The following is a 15,812-nucleotide window of genomic DNA, read 5'->3' as shown; positions in this document are numbered from 1 at the left end:
AACAAAAGCAGCTTCTCCATCTTTACCAAATTTCCTTACCCAATTGTGTAACGTTTGTTCTGCAAGGTCTAGCTCACGTGCAACCTCCGCAACTCTTTTCCCACTTTCAACTAACTGTACTGCCTCTAATTTAAATTCTTTATCGTAACTTTTTCGATTTGTCATCCTAGACACTCCTAGTAAATTATTGAGATTATTATACTTTATAAACTCCCAATTTACTGTGTCCATAATTTAGACTAACATCAAAATGCTATGATTTAGTTATCGAATCTTTATTGTATCAAGATAAATTAATTGTAGAGTTATTAAAAAAGATTGATGAAGATACTGCTTTAAACCCCCATAGAAAAAAATTTAACAAGAAAATGAAGGACATGTTAAAAGATATGAAGAAATCATTAAAAGAAAAACTAGGAAGTAAATAAGGATTTTTTATAATAATTCAGTTATGGGTACCAAAGGGTATACATAGTAAAGTGATTAAATGCCTTTAAATTATTACTTGTAGTTAGCCATACACCAACAAACCAAAGTGAGAAGCAACTAATCCTGCTTCTCATTTTAGTCTTAGAATATCCCCTTTATTTAATGCACTCTACTAAAAAAACTCTTGCAAAGTATTTTTTATATACCCTTCACTTAATAACAACTCATATGAATGCTTTTTCTGCTTTAACGCACGACTTCTAATTTCTAACAATGGTAGTATTTTTGTGGATGGAACTGGTTTCTCTTTTCGTTCCTTCGCTTTTTGGTTTAGCTCCATTAGCTCTTTAATTGCTTGACTCTTTAGTAAATTGTAATCTGTATCAATTACAGATTCTTCAACTATTTTTTCTACTCTCTTATGAATTTCTTGAGATGAAAGAGCATCAAAAATACCAATAGAAGTTACATCGACACTTAAATTTTCAATTGTATCCTGACGTTTATATTGTAGGGTACTTTTTCGCTCTTTCATTGCCTCTTTGATACGACCTTCATATTCAGTATTCTTTTTGTGATTAACCATCAACTCATCCAGATTAATCATTATATCTTCATACTTATACATAGCCTTTAGATCGTTTTTACGAAGTGCATTAAGCATCGGTTGAATGATTTTCATATCTTCACTTGCTGTTTTCTTAATTACTCGTGCCGTAAGTTTTTCTTCTTCATTCGCTTCATCAAACAAAGTTCTTTCTTGTGCTAAGATAAACAAGTTCACTGCAACTGAAGTTATTCCCTGACATTCCTCATAGAATGTCTTTTTAACGTCTACTGTTAGCTCAGAATGTGTTTTTAAGCACTGAAACTCCCAAAGGGTTTCCAAGAAGAATTCCCACTCTTCACTATCTTCAGCCATACGATCCCAAATAATAGAACCATCACTTGCTGCACGACGAGCTTGACGGAAGTTTCCTCTAAATAGCTGTTGTGCTTTAGAGGTGCCAATTAATACTGTTGGAATACCCACTGTGTTTGATAATGTTACAAAGAAATTTAGCATTTCTTCTTGGTCATTTTTTGAATTTAGTAAATGTTGAATTTCATCAATGACTAGAACACCAATCCCGTACATACTCGCTAACGATGTCATATGTAACAACATTGTCGAGGTAACACGATTTAAATAACCAAATTTCTCTAAGTATCGAGTACCTAATAAATCATCAATTGCTTTAAAGAAACTTTTACATAACGTCGATAAACTACCGTCATAAGGACAATCTATTTTAAGCCAGACAATCTGTGTACGATTAAAAGGCTGCCCTTTATATAATTCATGCTTAATCACTTGTGGGTACATTAACAACAAACGTTCAATAGCAGTTGTTTTACCAATACCTGATATCCCAATAATAGATAAACTATCCGCAGTTGAACGAATATAATTCAATCTTTCATCAATATATTTATGTGCTTCTTGTTCATCTTCACGCAACTGGTGCAACACCCGAATGCGCTCTAAAAAGGATTTATCTAAAGGATTCCGTGCTAAGTATCCTCTACGAATTAAAGTTGATAATCGGCGTTCTACTTCAAAATGAATAGGTAATGGTTGAATGAAATTCTTAATTCGTTTCAGTACATGATAACGGATATTTGTCTCGCTTTGTTTATCTTGTTCGGTAATACGTGGTGTGACCTTAAAACGATCTAGTACTTCATCTTCACTAAAAATTGGTGGTAGTGCTTCAGTAAATGGATTATTACTATATTCATACAAAGCTTGTTCCTTATAATTTGCCTCCTCAAAATCGCCTTTTAACACTAGATTATTTATCTTTTCCAAGTTCCTCATCTCGTTTCTTTCGTAATTTATCCATTAAACGTGAGGTTGATTTTTTTGGAGTTTCTACGGTATCTGAATTCTTTTTAGTAAACTCAACTACCTGGCCAGTACCCCTTATAGGCTTTTCTATTAAATCGAATTTCTCTTCTTCTCGATTTATTATTTTTTCGGCTTGTCTATTCGTCCTGATGTTTTTCACTTTCTCAGCTTTGCTAACATTTGAGGGAGTCGTTTGATTTTTTTCTTTCTTTGCTTGATTAATAATAGATTCTATTGCTGCATCTACATTAAGAGTGGTTTCTTTTTGCTTATTAGCTTCTTGCTGTTTAGCTTCTTGAATTAGTTCTTGATAAAATTCAATCTCTTCAAGAGTATTACCTTTGTACTGGGAGCTTGTATCTAATAAGTAGCAAGTATCGAAACCTTTACCGTCTGTATGGGGAATATAAATTTGACTCATTTCACGAGGATCGAATACTACCTCAACACTCTGACTTCTCATTTTTAAATACCATTGCTCATTTATGGCTTTTTCAGAGCCATAAGATACACCTTTAAATTTAATGCCAGCTCTTGTAATCCTTGCTTTTCCCTTATGCAATAAGTTCAATCTAAAAATATTTTGATTACTGATTGTCTGAAGTCTACCTTTTTTATTTTCAATGCCCCAGTTCCACAAATTGATTGGTGTAGCTGTTAATCCTTCAACTATCATTTCTTTTTCTAATGGATACTTATCTATTATTTTTTGATTATGATGTAATACAAGATGAATTAAAATTTTAGTAAACTCTTCAAGATTTAAACTTGCATCTAAACGATAGTCTCTATCTCCACGTTCACGGTATTCTTTTTGGATAGCACCAGGCGCTTTCCGTTTTATTTTTCCGTTAATAGTGCGAAATTGACGTTCAATAATTCCCTTTAAATCACCACGATAAGGAGATGTATTTTCAATTTTGATATTTAAATTATTGATAAGGTTTTCAACAGAATAACCTTCAAACTCTCCTCGATCTGCTATTATTATTTCTGGTAAATGGTGGGATGGCCATTGGGATTCATCAATCGAGATATTAAACTGATTACAAAACTCTACTTTATCCATAACCATGTTATCTAAAGCCATCATTGCACCTAGCCATGATGGTCCTTCTAAACCTACATAAATCCCTGTTATTAAACGTGAATAAACATCAATAACTCCATATACAATAGGTCGTCCTATAATCAAATTTCGATCAAATGAACTTACTAAATAAACATCTGCAATTGTTGCATCAACTTGAAAACGTGTCCCTGGTCCATCTGTTTCTAAAGTTGAATTACTTAGTATTGGTCGTTGTTTTAGTTCAAATTCCTTTTGACTATGACGTAACTGAAAATCTAATTTTGGATCTTCTAATTTCTTAAACCAATAGTAAAATTGGTGGTAGGTCGGTATTCTAGAATCATCCCAAACCTTATACTTAAGCATATCATCTTCGTAATATTTGTCTGAATAAAACTCACGTAGCAAATATTCATATGTGTCGGTTAGGGATAGCTGTTCCTTTTTGCGATAGTATTTCTTCACTACATATTCAAACTGTTTCTTTACATCATCCGTAATATTAATCCCTTGCTTTGCTGATGTATATTTTCTTGGCCGTCCCACTTTGGCATCAGCAGATAATTGTCTTTCTTTCCCTTTACCACCTGAATACATATAATCGGGCAATAATGCATTTTTATTTAAACCTCTTATCCAAAACCGTGTAAAAATACGTTTTATTTTTATTTTGGCAATATCATGTTGATGTGCAATTTCTTCAAAAGCTGCATCTCGTTTTTTTTTATTAAGCAATGATTCCTTGTACAAATCCCAACCAGTTGAAACAATCTTCCAATCTTCATCACGTTTTTGAATTTGCTTCTCAGTTAAATCTTTATCCTCATAACTCTTCGCAAATGGATCTGGAATCGGAATTAGTAAGCCACTTTGAACTTCTCCTTCCAAGTCAAAAAACTCTACCTTTTTAGGCATAGATGTATCACCATATAGTTCAACAAAATAAACATTTGGGTTGTCAATATCAATGATTCGGATACGATTTTTTTCTTCTTTATCTGTATATTGATAAACCTGGTTATAAAAAATCATATTGCTCTCACCTTCTCAGAAAAATCTTTTCTTACCGCTTTAATTTGTTGAATTTGATTTACATCCAGCTTCTCTAATAAATCTAGCTCTATCGCTTTTGTAATAACTAGATGCTTAAATTGCGAAAGCCCACAACCAACAACCATGCCAAAATCTCTTTCAAATTCTTTAGCAATCTTTTTCACCGTTTGATTTTCTGCTAATAACTTTTTTATAAAATATATGCTCATATCGTCTAACTCGTATGCTGTGACTTCTTCAAATCCTTCAATTACAGAAAGGTCCGAATATCCATGTACAAATGCAATATTATGCGCCATGTCTTTTGGTATCTCTTGCTCAGTCACAATACCCCAGTCAACATCTTGTCGTTCCCAATAGACACGTTCAATCTCAAATTTCTCTAAAACGCGTTCGTCCAATAAATCGTCTTTGTATTTTAACGTACGTGCTAAATGCTGATGTTGATGATTTTTATTAACAGTTATTAAAAAATCTGTCGTCATTTCAACTGGCTCTCCAGTCTTCGGGTTAGTTGGATGCTTGATACCTAACTCATCCGCAATGATAACTGTTTCTTCAACAGGTAGCAGTGGATATTGCTCTCGTATATCCATTACCAAATCGGAATATTCCAACAAATAAAAGTAGTTTCGTTCCAAATCTGAAAGAAACTCAAATTGCCGAGGAATTTTAATGCCTTTTAATCTTGTTACACGACCTAACGAAGGTACATCTTGAATCGTCACCCAAGGCTTATAATCAACTCCTATTCCTTGTCCACGGCCGTCTTTCAGCTTCTTATCCGTAGATGTTGAACGTTTGCGTTTGGACATTTTAAACCTCCTTACTGGTTTTCTAAAGATTAACTAAATCATTTATTACAATTCTCGAAAAATTACGTGGCAATATGCCTTTTATTTTTAGCCCTAATTGTTGAATACCAGTTGGTTTAAAGTATTGTTCACAGTAATAGTTGTGATATTGTGCTACCCATTCATATTTAGCATAAAGCTTTGGATCATTACCGAATTCTTGTAATTTTGCTTCGACAATACCTTTATGTTTTTTTAATTGTTCTACATATAAATCAAAATCCTCGTCACTTCTATCGCCACAATTAAAGATTTCATCCAATCCATATAAATAGTTAACGAAGCAACTTCCATCTGCATCTTTTAATAAGTGCGAGAACTGCGGAGCAAATGTTAACGGCGCGTAATAATCTAAATGTTCACACACCATTTTAACCATATTATCACTCAAAATAATTCTAGGATAACTTGCTTTTTTGCATTCTAAATCGTGTGCTTCTATTAATGCTGGTCCATAAGCAAAATCATCATCACCATAATAATCTCCCAAAGCAATACCTCCACGTAAGAAATAACCATTCAATGTCATCTCTAATTGATAATCAATAAACGACATAAACAAACTCCCTGATTGTCCTTCACCATCTTCAAATCTTGGATATGCTAATATGACATTGTCAGTAAATGTTTTAAAATGACCATGTGGATTCATAACTCTCATTAGCGCATATTGTTTTGTAAGAATTTCATGAAGACCTTTGAGTAAGTGATTTCCAGACTGCCGATTAGGTGAGTTTTTAATTAAATTAGAAAAACCTAAAATATCAGTAAAGCAAACTATCGATTCTAAAAGACTAGGATTGTTGGGATTATATTTTGGTAACATTCTCTTTCCACCTTTTTCTAAATAATAAAAAAATAACCTCTTACGGACATCATATCCGAAGAGGTTACTTTTAATCAAACTTTATTATAAATGATCAATCTTTATTTTAAATAATCAAACTTTGTTTTAAATGATCAATCTTTTTTACAAAGCAACACATCTGCCGCGTTTTATAATATCGATTATTCAACTGTAACTGATTTTGCTAAATTACGTGGTTTATCTACGTCTGCACGACGGTGTAAAGCAGCATAGTAGCTAATTAATTGTAATGGAATGACTGATACAAGAGGTGTTAGAAGAGAATGTACTTTTGGAAGTACAAGTCGATCTCCTTCTTCATTTAATCCTTCCATTGATACGATACATGCGTTAGCTCCACGCGCAACAACTTCTTTTACATTCCCACGAATGTTTAAAGCCACTTGCTCTTGTGATACTAATGCGAATACTGGTGTTCCTTCTTCGATTAATGCAATCGTACCATGTTTCAATTCTCCACCTGCAAAACCTTCAGCTTGGATATATGAAATCTCTTTTAATTTTAATGCACCTTCTAAACTTACATAGAAGTCTAGGTTACGACCAATGAAAAATGCATTACGAGCTACTTTTAAGTAATCTTCTGCGATTTGCTCTAATTCATCTTTTGAATCAACCATTGTTTGAATTGCATTTGCAGCAATCGCTAACTCTTGTTTTAGATCGAAATCAATATCTTTACCAGCAGATTTTGCTGTAACATATGCAGCTACCGCTAATACTGCCACTTGAGCAACGTAAGCTTTCGTTGAAGCAACTGCGATTTCCGGACCTGCATGTAAAAGTAACGTATAATCTGCTTCACGAGAAAGTGTTGAACCAGGAACGTTTGTGATCGTTAATGCAGGATAGCCTTTTTCTTTTACCTTCACAAGCACTTGTCTGCTATCAGCTGTTTCTCCTGATTGTGTAATGAAGATAAATAAAGGTTTTTCAGAAAGTAACGGCATGTTATAGCCAAATTCACTAGAAATATGAACTTCTACCGGAATACCTGCAATTTTTTCAAAGTATTGTTTTCCGATTAAACCAGCATGATAACTTGTTCCTGCTGCAATAATATATAAACGATCTGCTTCTTTTAATGCAGTTAATATATTTTCGTCAATTGTTAATTCTTCAGCTGCATTGCTATATTCTTGAATGATTTTACGTACTACACCTGGTTGCTCATCGATTTCTTTTAACATGTAGTGAGGGTAAGTACCCTTTTCAATATCACTCGCATCAAGCTCAGCTTTAAACGGTTTACGGTCAATGACACGACCATCTAAAGTTGTAATTTCAACTTTATCTTTATGAACAAGAACGATTTCTTTATCGTGTAGTTCAATAAATTGATCCGTTACTTGTAACATTGCCATTGCATCTGAAGCAACAACGTTGAAGCCATCACCAACACCTACTAGTAAAGGTGATTTGTTTTTTGCTACGTAAATTGTGTCTTCATCTTCTTGATCTAATAATGCAAGTGCATAAGACCCATGAACTAAAGATAATGTTTTACGGAAGGCATCAACAGTCGATAGTCCTTCTTTTGCAAATAAATCAATTAACTGAACGATTACTTCTGTATCTGTATCAGATTTCATTTGAATGCCTTTTAAATAAGCTCTTTGAAGTAAATGATAGTTCTCGATTACCCCGTTGTGCACAAGTGTAAAACGACCCGTTGCACTTTGGTGAGGGTGTGCATTTAACTTGTTTGGTACACCATGTGTTGCCCAACGTGTATGACCAATTCCAATTGTTGCATCAACTTCATCATTTACAGCTGTACGTAAATCTGCAATACGACCTTTTTCTTTAAAGATTGTTACACCGTCTTCATTTCGAACTGCAATACCCGCTGAGTCATACCCACGATATTCTAATTTTTCTAACCCTTTTAATAAAATTTCTTTGGCATCTAATACGCCATTATATCCAACGATTCCACACATTTTAGTTGTCCCTTTCATGAATGCATATCAACATATCCTAGTGACTTGTTTGATAAAAGACAATGCAAAAGGAATCTACAAAATGCTTTTCTTTAGGAATTCTGGTTAATTCCCCTTTGGAAGCCTTGTAGGTTGATCATGCATTGATTCATTATTTTTATTTGCCTTTTCGTTTCTTTGTGCATAAAATCACTTTTATGTTTTAAAACAAAATTTCGACCGGGCATCGATCGGGAGGCATCCGCCGAATTTTCGATAAACCTCCACCTCGTCAACTAAGGATAAAAGACCGTCCGATTTCCTTAGCTCAGGCGCTATAATTGTTTTCCATTTCTTTTTTAGAGCGCTTCACTACCCTCCTATTCGCGCTTGTGATTTAAAAAGTACTAATGAGAAATTCTACCAAATACTTTTTTAAACACATTCCTCATAATACAGAATATGCAACTATTCGTCAATATCGTGTGTACTTAGAACTATTACAAAAAATAATACATTTAATAAAACTTCCACTAGAATCGGACGTCTAGTGGAAGTTATTGTAACAGTAAATTCGAATATTGATTGCTGATGTTTACAAAATCATTATTTTTGTTGTTTTATTTTTACAATTACCTAAGTCCTATTACAAATCTTTTTCTTCTAATAAATTTACGATTTCTCTATTAAATGCATGTAAATCCTGTGGTGTTCTGCTTGTTACAAGTTGTTTTTGACAAACGACTACTTCTTCGTCGTGGAAATTGGCACCCGCATTTTCTAAATCCACTCTTATAGATTTATATCCAGTAATATCTCGACCTTCAAGTGCTCTTGCAGTAATTAATAATTGTGGCCCATGACAAATTGCAAATACTGGTTTCATTGCACTCATAAATGATTTTGCAAAAGCAACAACTCTGTCATCATCTCTAAGTAAGTCGGGTGAGAATCCTCCAGGAATAAATAACGCATCAAATTCTTCAGGGTTTACATCTGATATCCCAAAGTCTATTTCAACGCGTGCCTCTCCTTGTTTACCTCTTATTGCTTTATTTCCCAATTTATCAATTGTTACTACTGTGTGCCCATGTGTTTCTAACGCTTCTTTAGGGCTTGTAAATTCAATATCTTCGAATAAATCTGTAATAAGTGTTGCTATTCTCGCCATTACATTCACTCCTAATAATTTGATTTCACACATACTATTGACGAAACACAGTTCAATTAAACGCGAAAAAAACAAAAATCCAGTAGCAATATATCTTCTGCTACTGGATCGTTTATTATTCAGCTAAGCCCATTTCGCTTTTTACAACTTCTGCAATACGGTTAACGTAGTTTTCACATTCTGCTTCTGTGGCAGCCTCTACCATCACTCGTACTAATGGTTCTGTGCCTGAAGGGCGAACTAAAACTCGACCGTTTCCTGCCATTTCACTTTCAACTTGTGAAATAACTTCTGCAACTTTCTCATTTTGTGTAACAGCATGTTTATCTGTCACTCGAACATTCACTAACTTTTGAGGGTAAATTGTCATTTCAGCAGCTAGTTCTGAAAGTCGCTTATCTGTTTCTTTCATAATGTTCACTAATTGGATAGCAGTCAGTAAGCCATCACCTGTTGTATTATAATCTAGGAAAATAATATGACCTGATTGTTCTCCACCTAAGTTGTAATCGTTCTTACGCATTTCTTCTACAACATAGCGGTCACCTACAGCCGTTTTTACACTTGTCATACCGTTTTCTTCAAGTGCTTTATAGAAGCCCATATTACTCATAACTGTAGATACAATCGTATTTTTCTTTAAGCGGCCTTTGAGATTTAAGTATTTCCCAATGATGAACATAATTTGGTCGCCGTCTACAATTTTCCCATTCTCATCTACAGCAATAAGTCTGTCTCCATCACCATCAAAAGCTAACCCTACATGAGCACCGCGCTCAACAACAAATGCTGCTAGTTTTTCAGGATGAGTAGAACCGACACCTTCATTAATATTTAAACCGTCTGGTGAAGAACCAATAGATGAAATATCTGCTTCTAAATCTGCAAATAAATGCGTCGCCAATGATGAAGTCGCACCATGTGCACAATCAAGAGCAACATGTAGCCCCAAAAAGTCTTCATCAACAGTTTGTTTTAAGTACGAAATGTACTTTTGTCCACCTTCAAAGTAGTCACTTACTGTTCCTAAATCTCCACCTGTTGGACGTGGTAACGTATCGTTTTCTAAATCAAGATAACTTTCAATTTCCGCTTCCTGTGCATCAGTTAGCTTAAAGCCATCTGGACCAAAGAATTTGATCCCATTATCTGCTACAGGATTATGTGAAGCAGAAATCATAACACCCGCATCAGCATTCATAACACGTGTTAGATAAGCAACACCTGGTGTGCTAATAATACCTAAGCGCATTACTTCTACACCAATTGAAAGTAATCCAGCTACTAGTGCACCTTCTAACATATGCCCTGAAATACGAGTATCTCTTCCAATAATTACTTTTGGACGTCCAGTAGCATGTTTTGTTAAAACATAGCCACCTACACGTCCTAGTTTATATGCTAATTCGGCAGTTAACTCACTATTAGCTACACCACGAACGCCATCAGTTCCGAAATATTTACCCATTCGTTTATTCTCTCCTTCAACACTAGTCAGTTCATTCGTTGCTTCTTCAAATAGCCAAATCTAGATTGGAAACTATTACTTACACCAATTAGGTATTTAATTATTCATTGGAATTGTTGTTTTCATTAGTTACGTCTTCATTTGTTTCTTCATCGGTATTTGCTTCATTAGATGTTTCATCATCTATTGCATCTACTTTAGAAACATTAGCTTGTACCATGATCGTGCTAGAGGAAAGTCTAGTTGCACCTGATGGTACTGGTAGATTCACCTCATATTGACCAGAGTTTTCAATTTCTGTCACGTCAAATTCTACGACTAGTTCAGTCAATCCGTCAATAATTGATTTTGGACCAAATACTTGTACCGATTCTGTAGAAGTTGTTAAACGTTCTAAAGTTACACCTTCTGTAGCTGGTGTACCAACTTGCTGTATTCGAATAGGTAGATCTCGACTGTATTCGGCTACCCCTACCTTCACTCTCACTTTTGCTGGTTCCACTAATACATCTAACTTATTCAAGTTCGTATCTAATACTTTCACTTCAGCTTCTTGTTCGAATGATCGGTTAATACCTGGATTACCCGTAACTGTCGCTTTAATGTAAGAAATACTTGCAATTACACTTTTCGCACCTGTTACAAATACTGTGCTAGGTTCAACATTTATACTGTCTAAATAGTATGCTTCGTCTATTAAGCCTTGCTTCATATCAGGTTCTACAGGTAGCTCTGCAGTGACCTTTTCTTCAATAGATACATTAATCCATTCTTCGCTAAGTTTTACTGATAGCTTATCTGAAAATCCTTCGGGCTGGATTTTAACTCTATGCTCACCAATTAACAATGCATTTAAGTCCACAAAGAGTTTAAAGTCCTTTTTTAGTTTTGTGTTTAATACAATATGAATTGGTCCTTCAATCGTTACATCAACTGTTTCAGGTACTCCAGTAACAATTAAATTTTCTGTATCGTAATAAGCTTCGACTGGGACATCAGTAAGAATATCAACATGATTATTATTTGTTGTTGATATCCCTTCACCAAGTAATGATTTCACATAAAAGAACATTAAGATTGCAAGCACTAATGCAGTAATTCTTAATACCCATGTACTATCAAATAATTTATCCATTCTTTTTCCCCCTCCAAGTCCACTTAGAGGATAGATCCGAATCTTGCTCTGGACCAAACCACATCTTTCTTAATTGCGTTTCAAATTCATCTATCGTTAGGTTACGATTTAAATTACCATTTTTAGCTAAACTAATTGCACCAGTTTCTTCAGATACAATAATTGTAATGGCATCGGTTACTTCACTTAACCCAAGGGCTGCACGGTGACGTGTACCTAATTCTTTCGATATAAACGTACTTTCAGAGAGTGGTAAATAACATGCAGCGGCAGCGATTTTACTTTTTTGAACGACAACAGCACCATCATGTAATGGGGTATTTGGTATGAATATATTAATCAATAATTCAGAGCTAATATCAGCATTCATTTTTATACCGGTTTCAATATATTCAGTTAAACCGGTTTCATTTTCAATTGAGATTAAAGCACCAATACGACGTTTTGCCATATAGCTTACCGCTTTTTTCATGGCTTCTATAAGCCTTGTTTGCTCGTCTCCTATTTGGCCGGTAGAGCGTTGAAAGATTTTCCCTCTCCCTAGTTGTTCCAATGCTCTTCTAATTTCAGGTGTAAAGATAATAATAATTGCAATAAACCCGAAATCAATTACTTGTTGTAGCATCCAACCAAGTGTATCAAGACCTAATATTTCTGTTGCAATTCTTGAAAAGATAATAACAAATAGACCTTTTAGTAATTGAACAGCTTTTGTTCCTTTTATGAGGGTTAATAATTTATATACAACGTACCAAACAAGTAGGACGTCTAAAAAGCTAATGATCACATTCACAGGTGTATAATCTGTAAATTCTTGAATAATCTGCATGTGGCATCCCCCACTTTTTCTAGCTAATACCCTTTAATCGAATACCTATTTTTTCTTTTTGAATCAGATCGCAGGGATTAAAAATCATTAATTGTTAAAATCAGTATATCATAACTTATCTTTAGTTCGCTTCTATAAGAAAGTCAAAAATTGCAATAATTATATAGACTTGGCATGTTTGTCCCTTAATGTATTTTTCTTATTCATTATCTAAAGAAATAAAGTTGGGCGTGCTAAATTCCATGATTCCTATTATTTTACGGAATGTTTTAGTAACTATACTTTTCACGCGTCATGAAAAAAGTCCACTCGTATGAGTAGACTTCAACTTTTATATTTTAGGAAGAACTGAAAGAATATATTAGTTTATTTGAAAACGCCGACTATATTATTTCCTAGTGTTTTAATTTCAAACCATAGCCATTCGAATACTTCGTCAATTTCTTCGATTTCTCCAGTAACCACAGCTGAAGAGGCCATGTATTCTCCATTAATGACAGTTACATTACCTTCTACTTCACCTTCAATAATAATGTCTCCATTTTTTACGACAATATCACCTTTAACAACTTCGCCCTTAGGTACAATAACTGTTTGCCCTTCAATTATTAAGTTTGGTTGTTTTGTGACAGAGAACTCATTATTTGAGTAACTTCCAACTAAGGAGGCACTCATAAATAATAAAAACACACAAGCAGCAACTAAAATCGGATGACGTCTAAACCAATTTTGAATACCTATTCGATTTTTACCTTTAGGTAGTCGTTTCATGACCTCATTTTCAAAATGAGGAGGTGCTGTAATATGTGCTGCACTTTTTACAAAAGCAACCGTGTCACTCAATTCGTGCATGTGCTGTTGACATTTTGAGCAGTTTTGTAAATGTTTTTTGAGTTGTTGTTCATGTTCAAGGCTGATGTCACCGTCTAAGTACTCGTGCATATAGTCAACAATATTTTGTGGACACGTACTCATGCATATAACCTCCTACAGATTGTTTAACTGCTTCCTTAAAGCTTCACGCCCTCTGTGTATCCTAGTTTTGACTGTCCCTAATGGCATATCCAATATTTCACTGATTTCTTGAAGAGAAAGTTCTTCAATATATTTTAGTACTATGACTGAGCGATACTTATCTGGTAACCTGCTTATCTCATATTGAATTCGACCTTGTAGCTCCATCTGCTCCACTGCATCATCTGGCAACTGTTCATCAGAAGATATTTGTGAATACATATCTAAACCTTCCGTACCAGCAATCTCAGCATCTAAATAATAATCGGGCTTTTTCTTTCGAATCCTATCAATACACAAGTTTGTTGCAATTCTGTACAACCATGTTGAGAATTTCCTTTTTTGATCGTAAGAATGAAGATTAATATACGCTCGAACAAAAGCTTCTTGCGCTATGTCTTCTGCTTCATGATTGTTACCAAGCATTCGATAACATATTTGATATAATTTATGCTGGTAGAGGCTCACAATATCAGAAAATGCGTTTTGATCACCTTTAAGCACTTGCTTTATTCTTTTGTTCACTAGCGCATCCATCTTGGTTTCCTCTCCACCTTTTTCGGTTCAATATTACTTACGTTTTAGATTTAAAAAAGTTTCGTTTTATTAAATTATATCAGAATTTTTATTTTCCTAATTAGGTACAATTTAGTATTTATTGTCAATATTTCTAGTTATATGGAAATGTTTTGAATCTAATAGTATTTCTCCATTTATTATATTCATTCTATAAGGATCAAAATTATATGATGTTAATTATACTAATTTCTCACCGAATAAAGAACCCATTAATGCAACTGCAGTATCTGCAGTTTTATTTTTCTCATCCAGTATAGGATTTACTTCAACAAATTCGGCCGATGTAATAATTTTAGCCTCATCAAGCATTTCCATAGCTAAATGGCTTTCTCTATAAGTTATTCCTCCTGGTACAGGTGTTCCAACCCCTGGAGTATATAATGGATCTAATGCATCGAGATCAAGCGATAAATGCACACCATCTACCTGTCTTGCTTTTAAATAAGCAATCGATTCTTCCATTACTCTTGTCATACCTAAACGATCAATTTCATGCATCGAATATACTTTTATCCCCAATTTTCTAATAAGCTCTTTTTCGCCAGGATCTACTGATCGAGCGCCTATAATAATGATATTTTCTGGTTTAATTTTTGGTGCAAAACCACGTATTTGTGTCAGACGGTCATCACCTAAACCAAGGCTAATAGCTAAAGGCATACCATGTATATTTCCTGAAGGAGTAGTTTCAGGCGTATTTAAATCAGCATGTGCATCGTACCAAATAACCCCTAAGTTTTTATATTGTTTCGTAAGTCCCGATAAAGTACCGATTGCAATACTGTGATCTCCTCCTAATATGAGTGGAAATCTATCTGCCGATACGACATGCTCTACATATTTACCTAACTCTGTACTTATTTTGACAATATCATTTAAATTTAACAGTTTATTGTTTTGTTCTATTACTAGATTATCCTTTTTTACTTGAATATCTCCTTCGTCTCGAACATCATACCCCAATGCTTCAAGACGTTCTATTACCCCAGCATATCGCATCGCACTTGGCCCCATATCGACCCCACGTCTTCTTTGACCATAATCTGATGGTACCCCAATGATTGATATGTTTTTGTTAATCATTTCTATCCCCCCCTACTCAACATTGTAGTAGTAAATGAAAAGTGGCTCAACTTAACATTTTTGTGTATTTTTATACAATTTAGAATTGAATGTGAGTTATTATCTAATGATTGTCCTGGAATTTTTGGGGGGGCAATTGGTTATTGAAAAGATATTCAATTTAATGATAGTAATTTTGACTTTATGAGAAGTATGCTCTTCATCTTCCAATGCTTTTGGTGAGGAATGTGTGTATTAATAAGTTACTCCAATAAACCTGCTCCTTTATTACTCAGGTACTTACAAATATTCTTTTCCTAACATAATCGAGTAGGAGACTAGCCATTAATTGGCTAGTCGACCTCTCACACCACCGTGCATACGGTTCCGTACACGGCGGTTCAATAACTTAAGTACCTATGCTCATATAGGTTATTTAGGTCTTTTATTCCCCACTTAATGAGC

The 15,812-nt window shown here is 34.4% G+C and carries 13 protein-coding genes; all 13 read right to left on the bottom strand.

What is annotated here, in order from left to right; all coding sequences use genetic code 11:
* On the bottom strand, positions 1 to 165 hold a 165-nt coding region (locus tag ACOQFO_RS11600), incomplete at its 3' end, for a transposase (protein ID WP_421688638.1).
* A 436-nt stretch (positions 166 to 601) separates the two neighbouring features.
* A complete protein-coding gene (locus ACOQFO_RS11595) occupies positions 602 to 2,290 on the bottom strand; it encodes an ATP-binding protein (protein ID WP_421689823.1) in 1,689 nt (562 codons plus the stop codon).
* On the bottom strand, positions 2,265 to 4,424 hold the full coding sequence (locus tag ACOQFO_RS11590) for a Mu transposase C-terminal domain-containing protein (protein ID WP_421689822.1): 2,160 nt from the start codon (positions 4,422 to 4,424) through the stop codon (positions 2,265 to 2,267). Before ACOQFO_RS11590 ends, ACOQFO_RS11595 begins: the two co-directional genes overlap by 26 nt.
* Complete coding sequence (locus tag ACOQFO_RS11585; RefSeq protein ID WP_421689821.1) at positions 4,421 to 5,260, bottom strand: TnsA endonuclease N-terminal domain-containing protein; 840 nt, start codon at positions 5,258 to 5,260, stop codon at positions 4,421 to 4,423. Before ACOQFO_RS11585 ends, ACOQFO_RS11590 begins: the two co-directional genes overlap by 4 nt.
* Before the next feature lie 22 nt (positions 5,261 to 5,282).
* Positions 5,283 to 6,125 (bottom strand): hypothetical protein, encoded by an 843-nt coding sequence (locus ACOQFO_RS11580; RefSeq protein ID WP_421689820.1) that lies wholly within the window; start codon positions 6,123 to 6,125, stop codon positions 5,283 to 5,285.
* Positions 6,126 to 6,307: 182 nt separating this feature from the next.
* Positions 6,308 to 8,110, bottom strand: a complete 1,803-nt coding sequence (glmS, locus tag ACOQFO_RS11575) for a glutamine--fructose-6-phosphate transaminase (isomerizing) (RefSeq protein WP_421689819.1) — start codon at positions 8,108 to 8,110, stop codon at positions 6,308 to 6,310.
* A 625-nt stretch (positions 8,111 to 8,735) separates the two neighbouring features.
* Positions 8,736 to 9,260, bottom strand: a complete 525-nt coding sequence (locus ACOQFO_RS11570; protein WP_421689818.1) for a type 1 glutamine amidotransferase domain-containing protein — start codon at positions 9,258 to 9,260, stop codon at positions 8,736 to 8,738.
* Positions 9,261 to 9,375: 115 nt separating this feature from the next.
* The gene (glmM, locus tag ACOQFO_RS11565) at positions 9,376 to 10,728 is read right to left on the bottom strand and encodes a phosphoglucosamine mutase (protein ID WP_421689817.1); all 1,353 of its coding nucleotides are present in this window, start codon (positions 10,726 to 10,728) and stop codon (positions 9,376 to 9,378) included.
* Between the two features lie 100 nt (positions 10,729 to 10,828).
* On the bottom strand, positions 10,829 to 11,863 hold the full coding sequence (locus tag ACOQFO_RS11560) for a YbbR-like domain-containing protein (protein WP_421689816.1): 1,035 nt from the start codon (positions 11,861 to 11,863) through the stop codon (positions 10,829 to 10,831).
* Positions 11,856 to 12,692, bottom strand: a complete 837-nt coding sequence (gene cdaA / locus ACOQFO_RS11555; RefSeq protein WP_421689815.1) for a diadenylate cyclase CdaA — start codon at positions 12,690 to 12,692, stop codon at positions 11,856 to 11,858. Before cdaA ends, ACOQFO_RS11560 begins: the two co-directional genes overlap by 8 nt.
* A gap of 366 nt (positions 12,693 to 13,058) precedes the next feature.
* Positions 13,059 to 13,667 carry a zf-HC2 domain-containing protein gene (locus tag ACOQFO_RS11550; RefSeq protein ID WP_421689814.1) on the bottom strand — a complete coding sequence of 203 codons (609 nt, stop codon included), beginning with the start codon at positions 13,665 to 13,667 and terminating at the stop codon, positions 13,059 to 13,061.
* A 12-nt stretch (positions 13,668 to 13,679) separates the two neighbouring features.
* Positions 13,680 to 14,243: an RNA polymerase sigma factor SigW gene (gene sigW / locus ACOQFO_RS11545; RefSeq protein ID WP_421689813.1), complete on the bottom strand. Its 564-nt coding sequence runs from the start codon at positions 14,241 to 14,243 to the stop codon at positions 13,680 to 13,682.
* A gap of 219 nt (positions 14,244 to 14,462) precedes the next feature.
* The gene (gene rocF, locus ACOQFO_RS11540; RefSeq protein WP_421689824.1) at positions 14,463 to 15,365 is read right to left on the bottom strand and encodes an arginase; all 903 of its coding nucleotides are present in this window, start codon (positions 15,363 to 15,365) and stop codon (positions 14,463 to 14,465) included.
* Between the last annotated feature and the right edge of the window lie 447 nt (positions 15,366 to 15,812).

This window comes from Ureibacillus sp. MALMAid1270 (genome assembly GCF_049202975.1).
Lineage (GTDB): Bacteria > Bacillota > Bacilli > Bacillales_A > Planococcaceae > Ureibacillus.
Note: the sequence above shows the minus strand (reverse complement) of the source record. Positions and strands in the feature narration are given on the sequence as shown.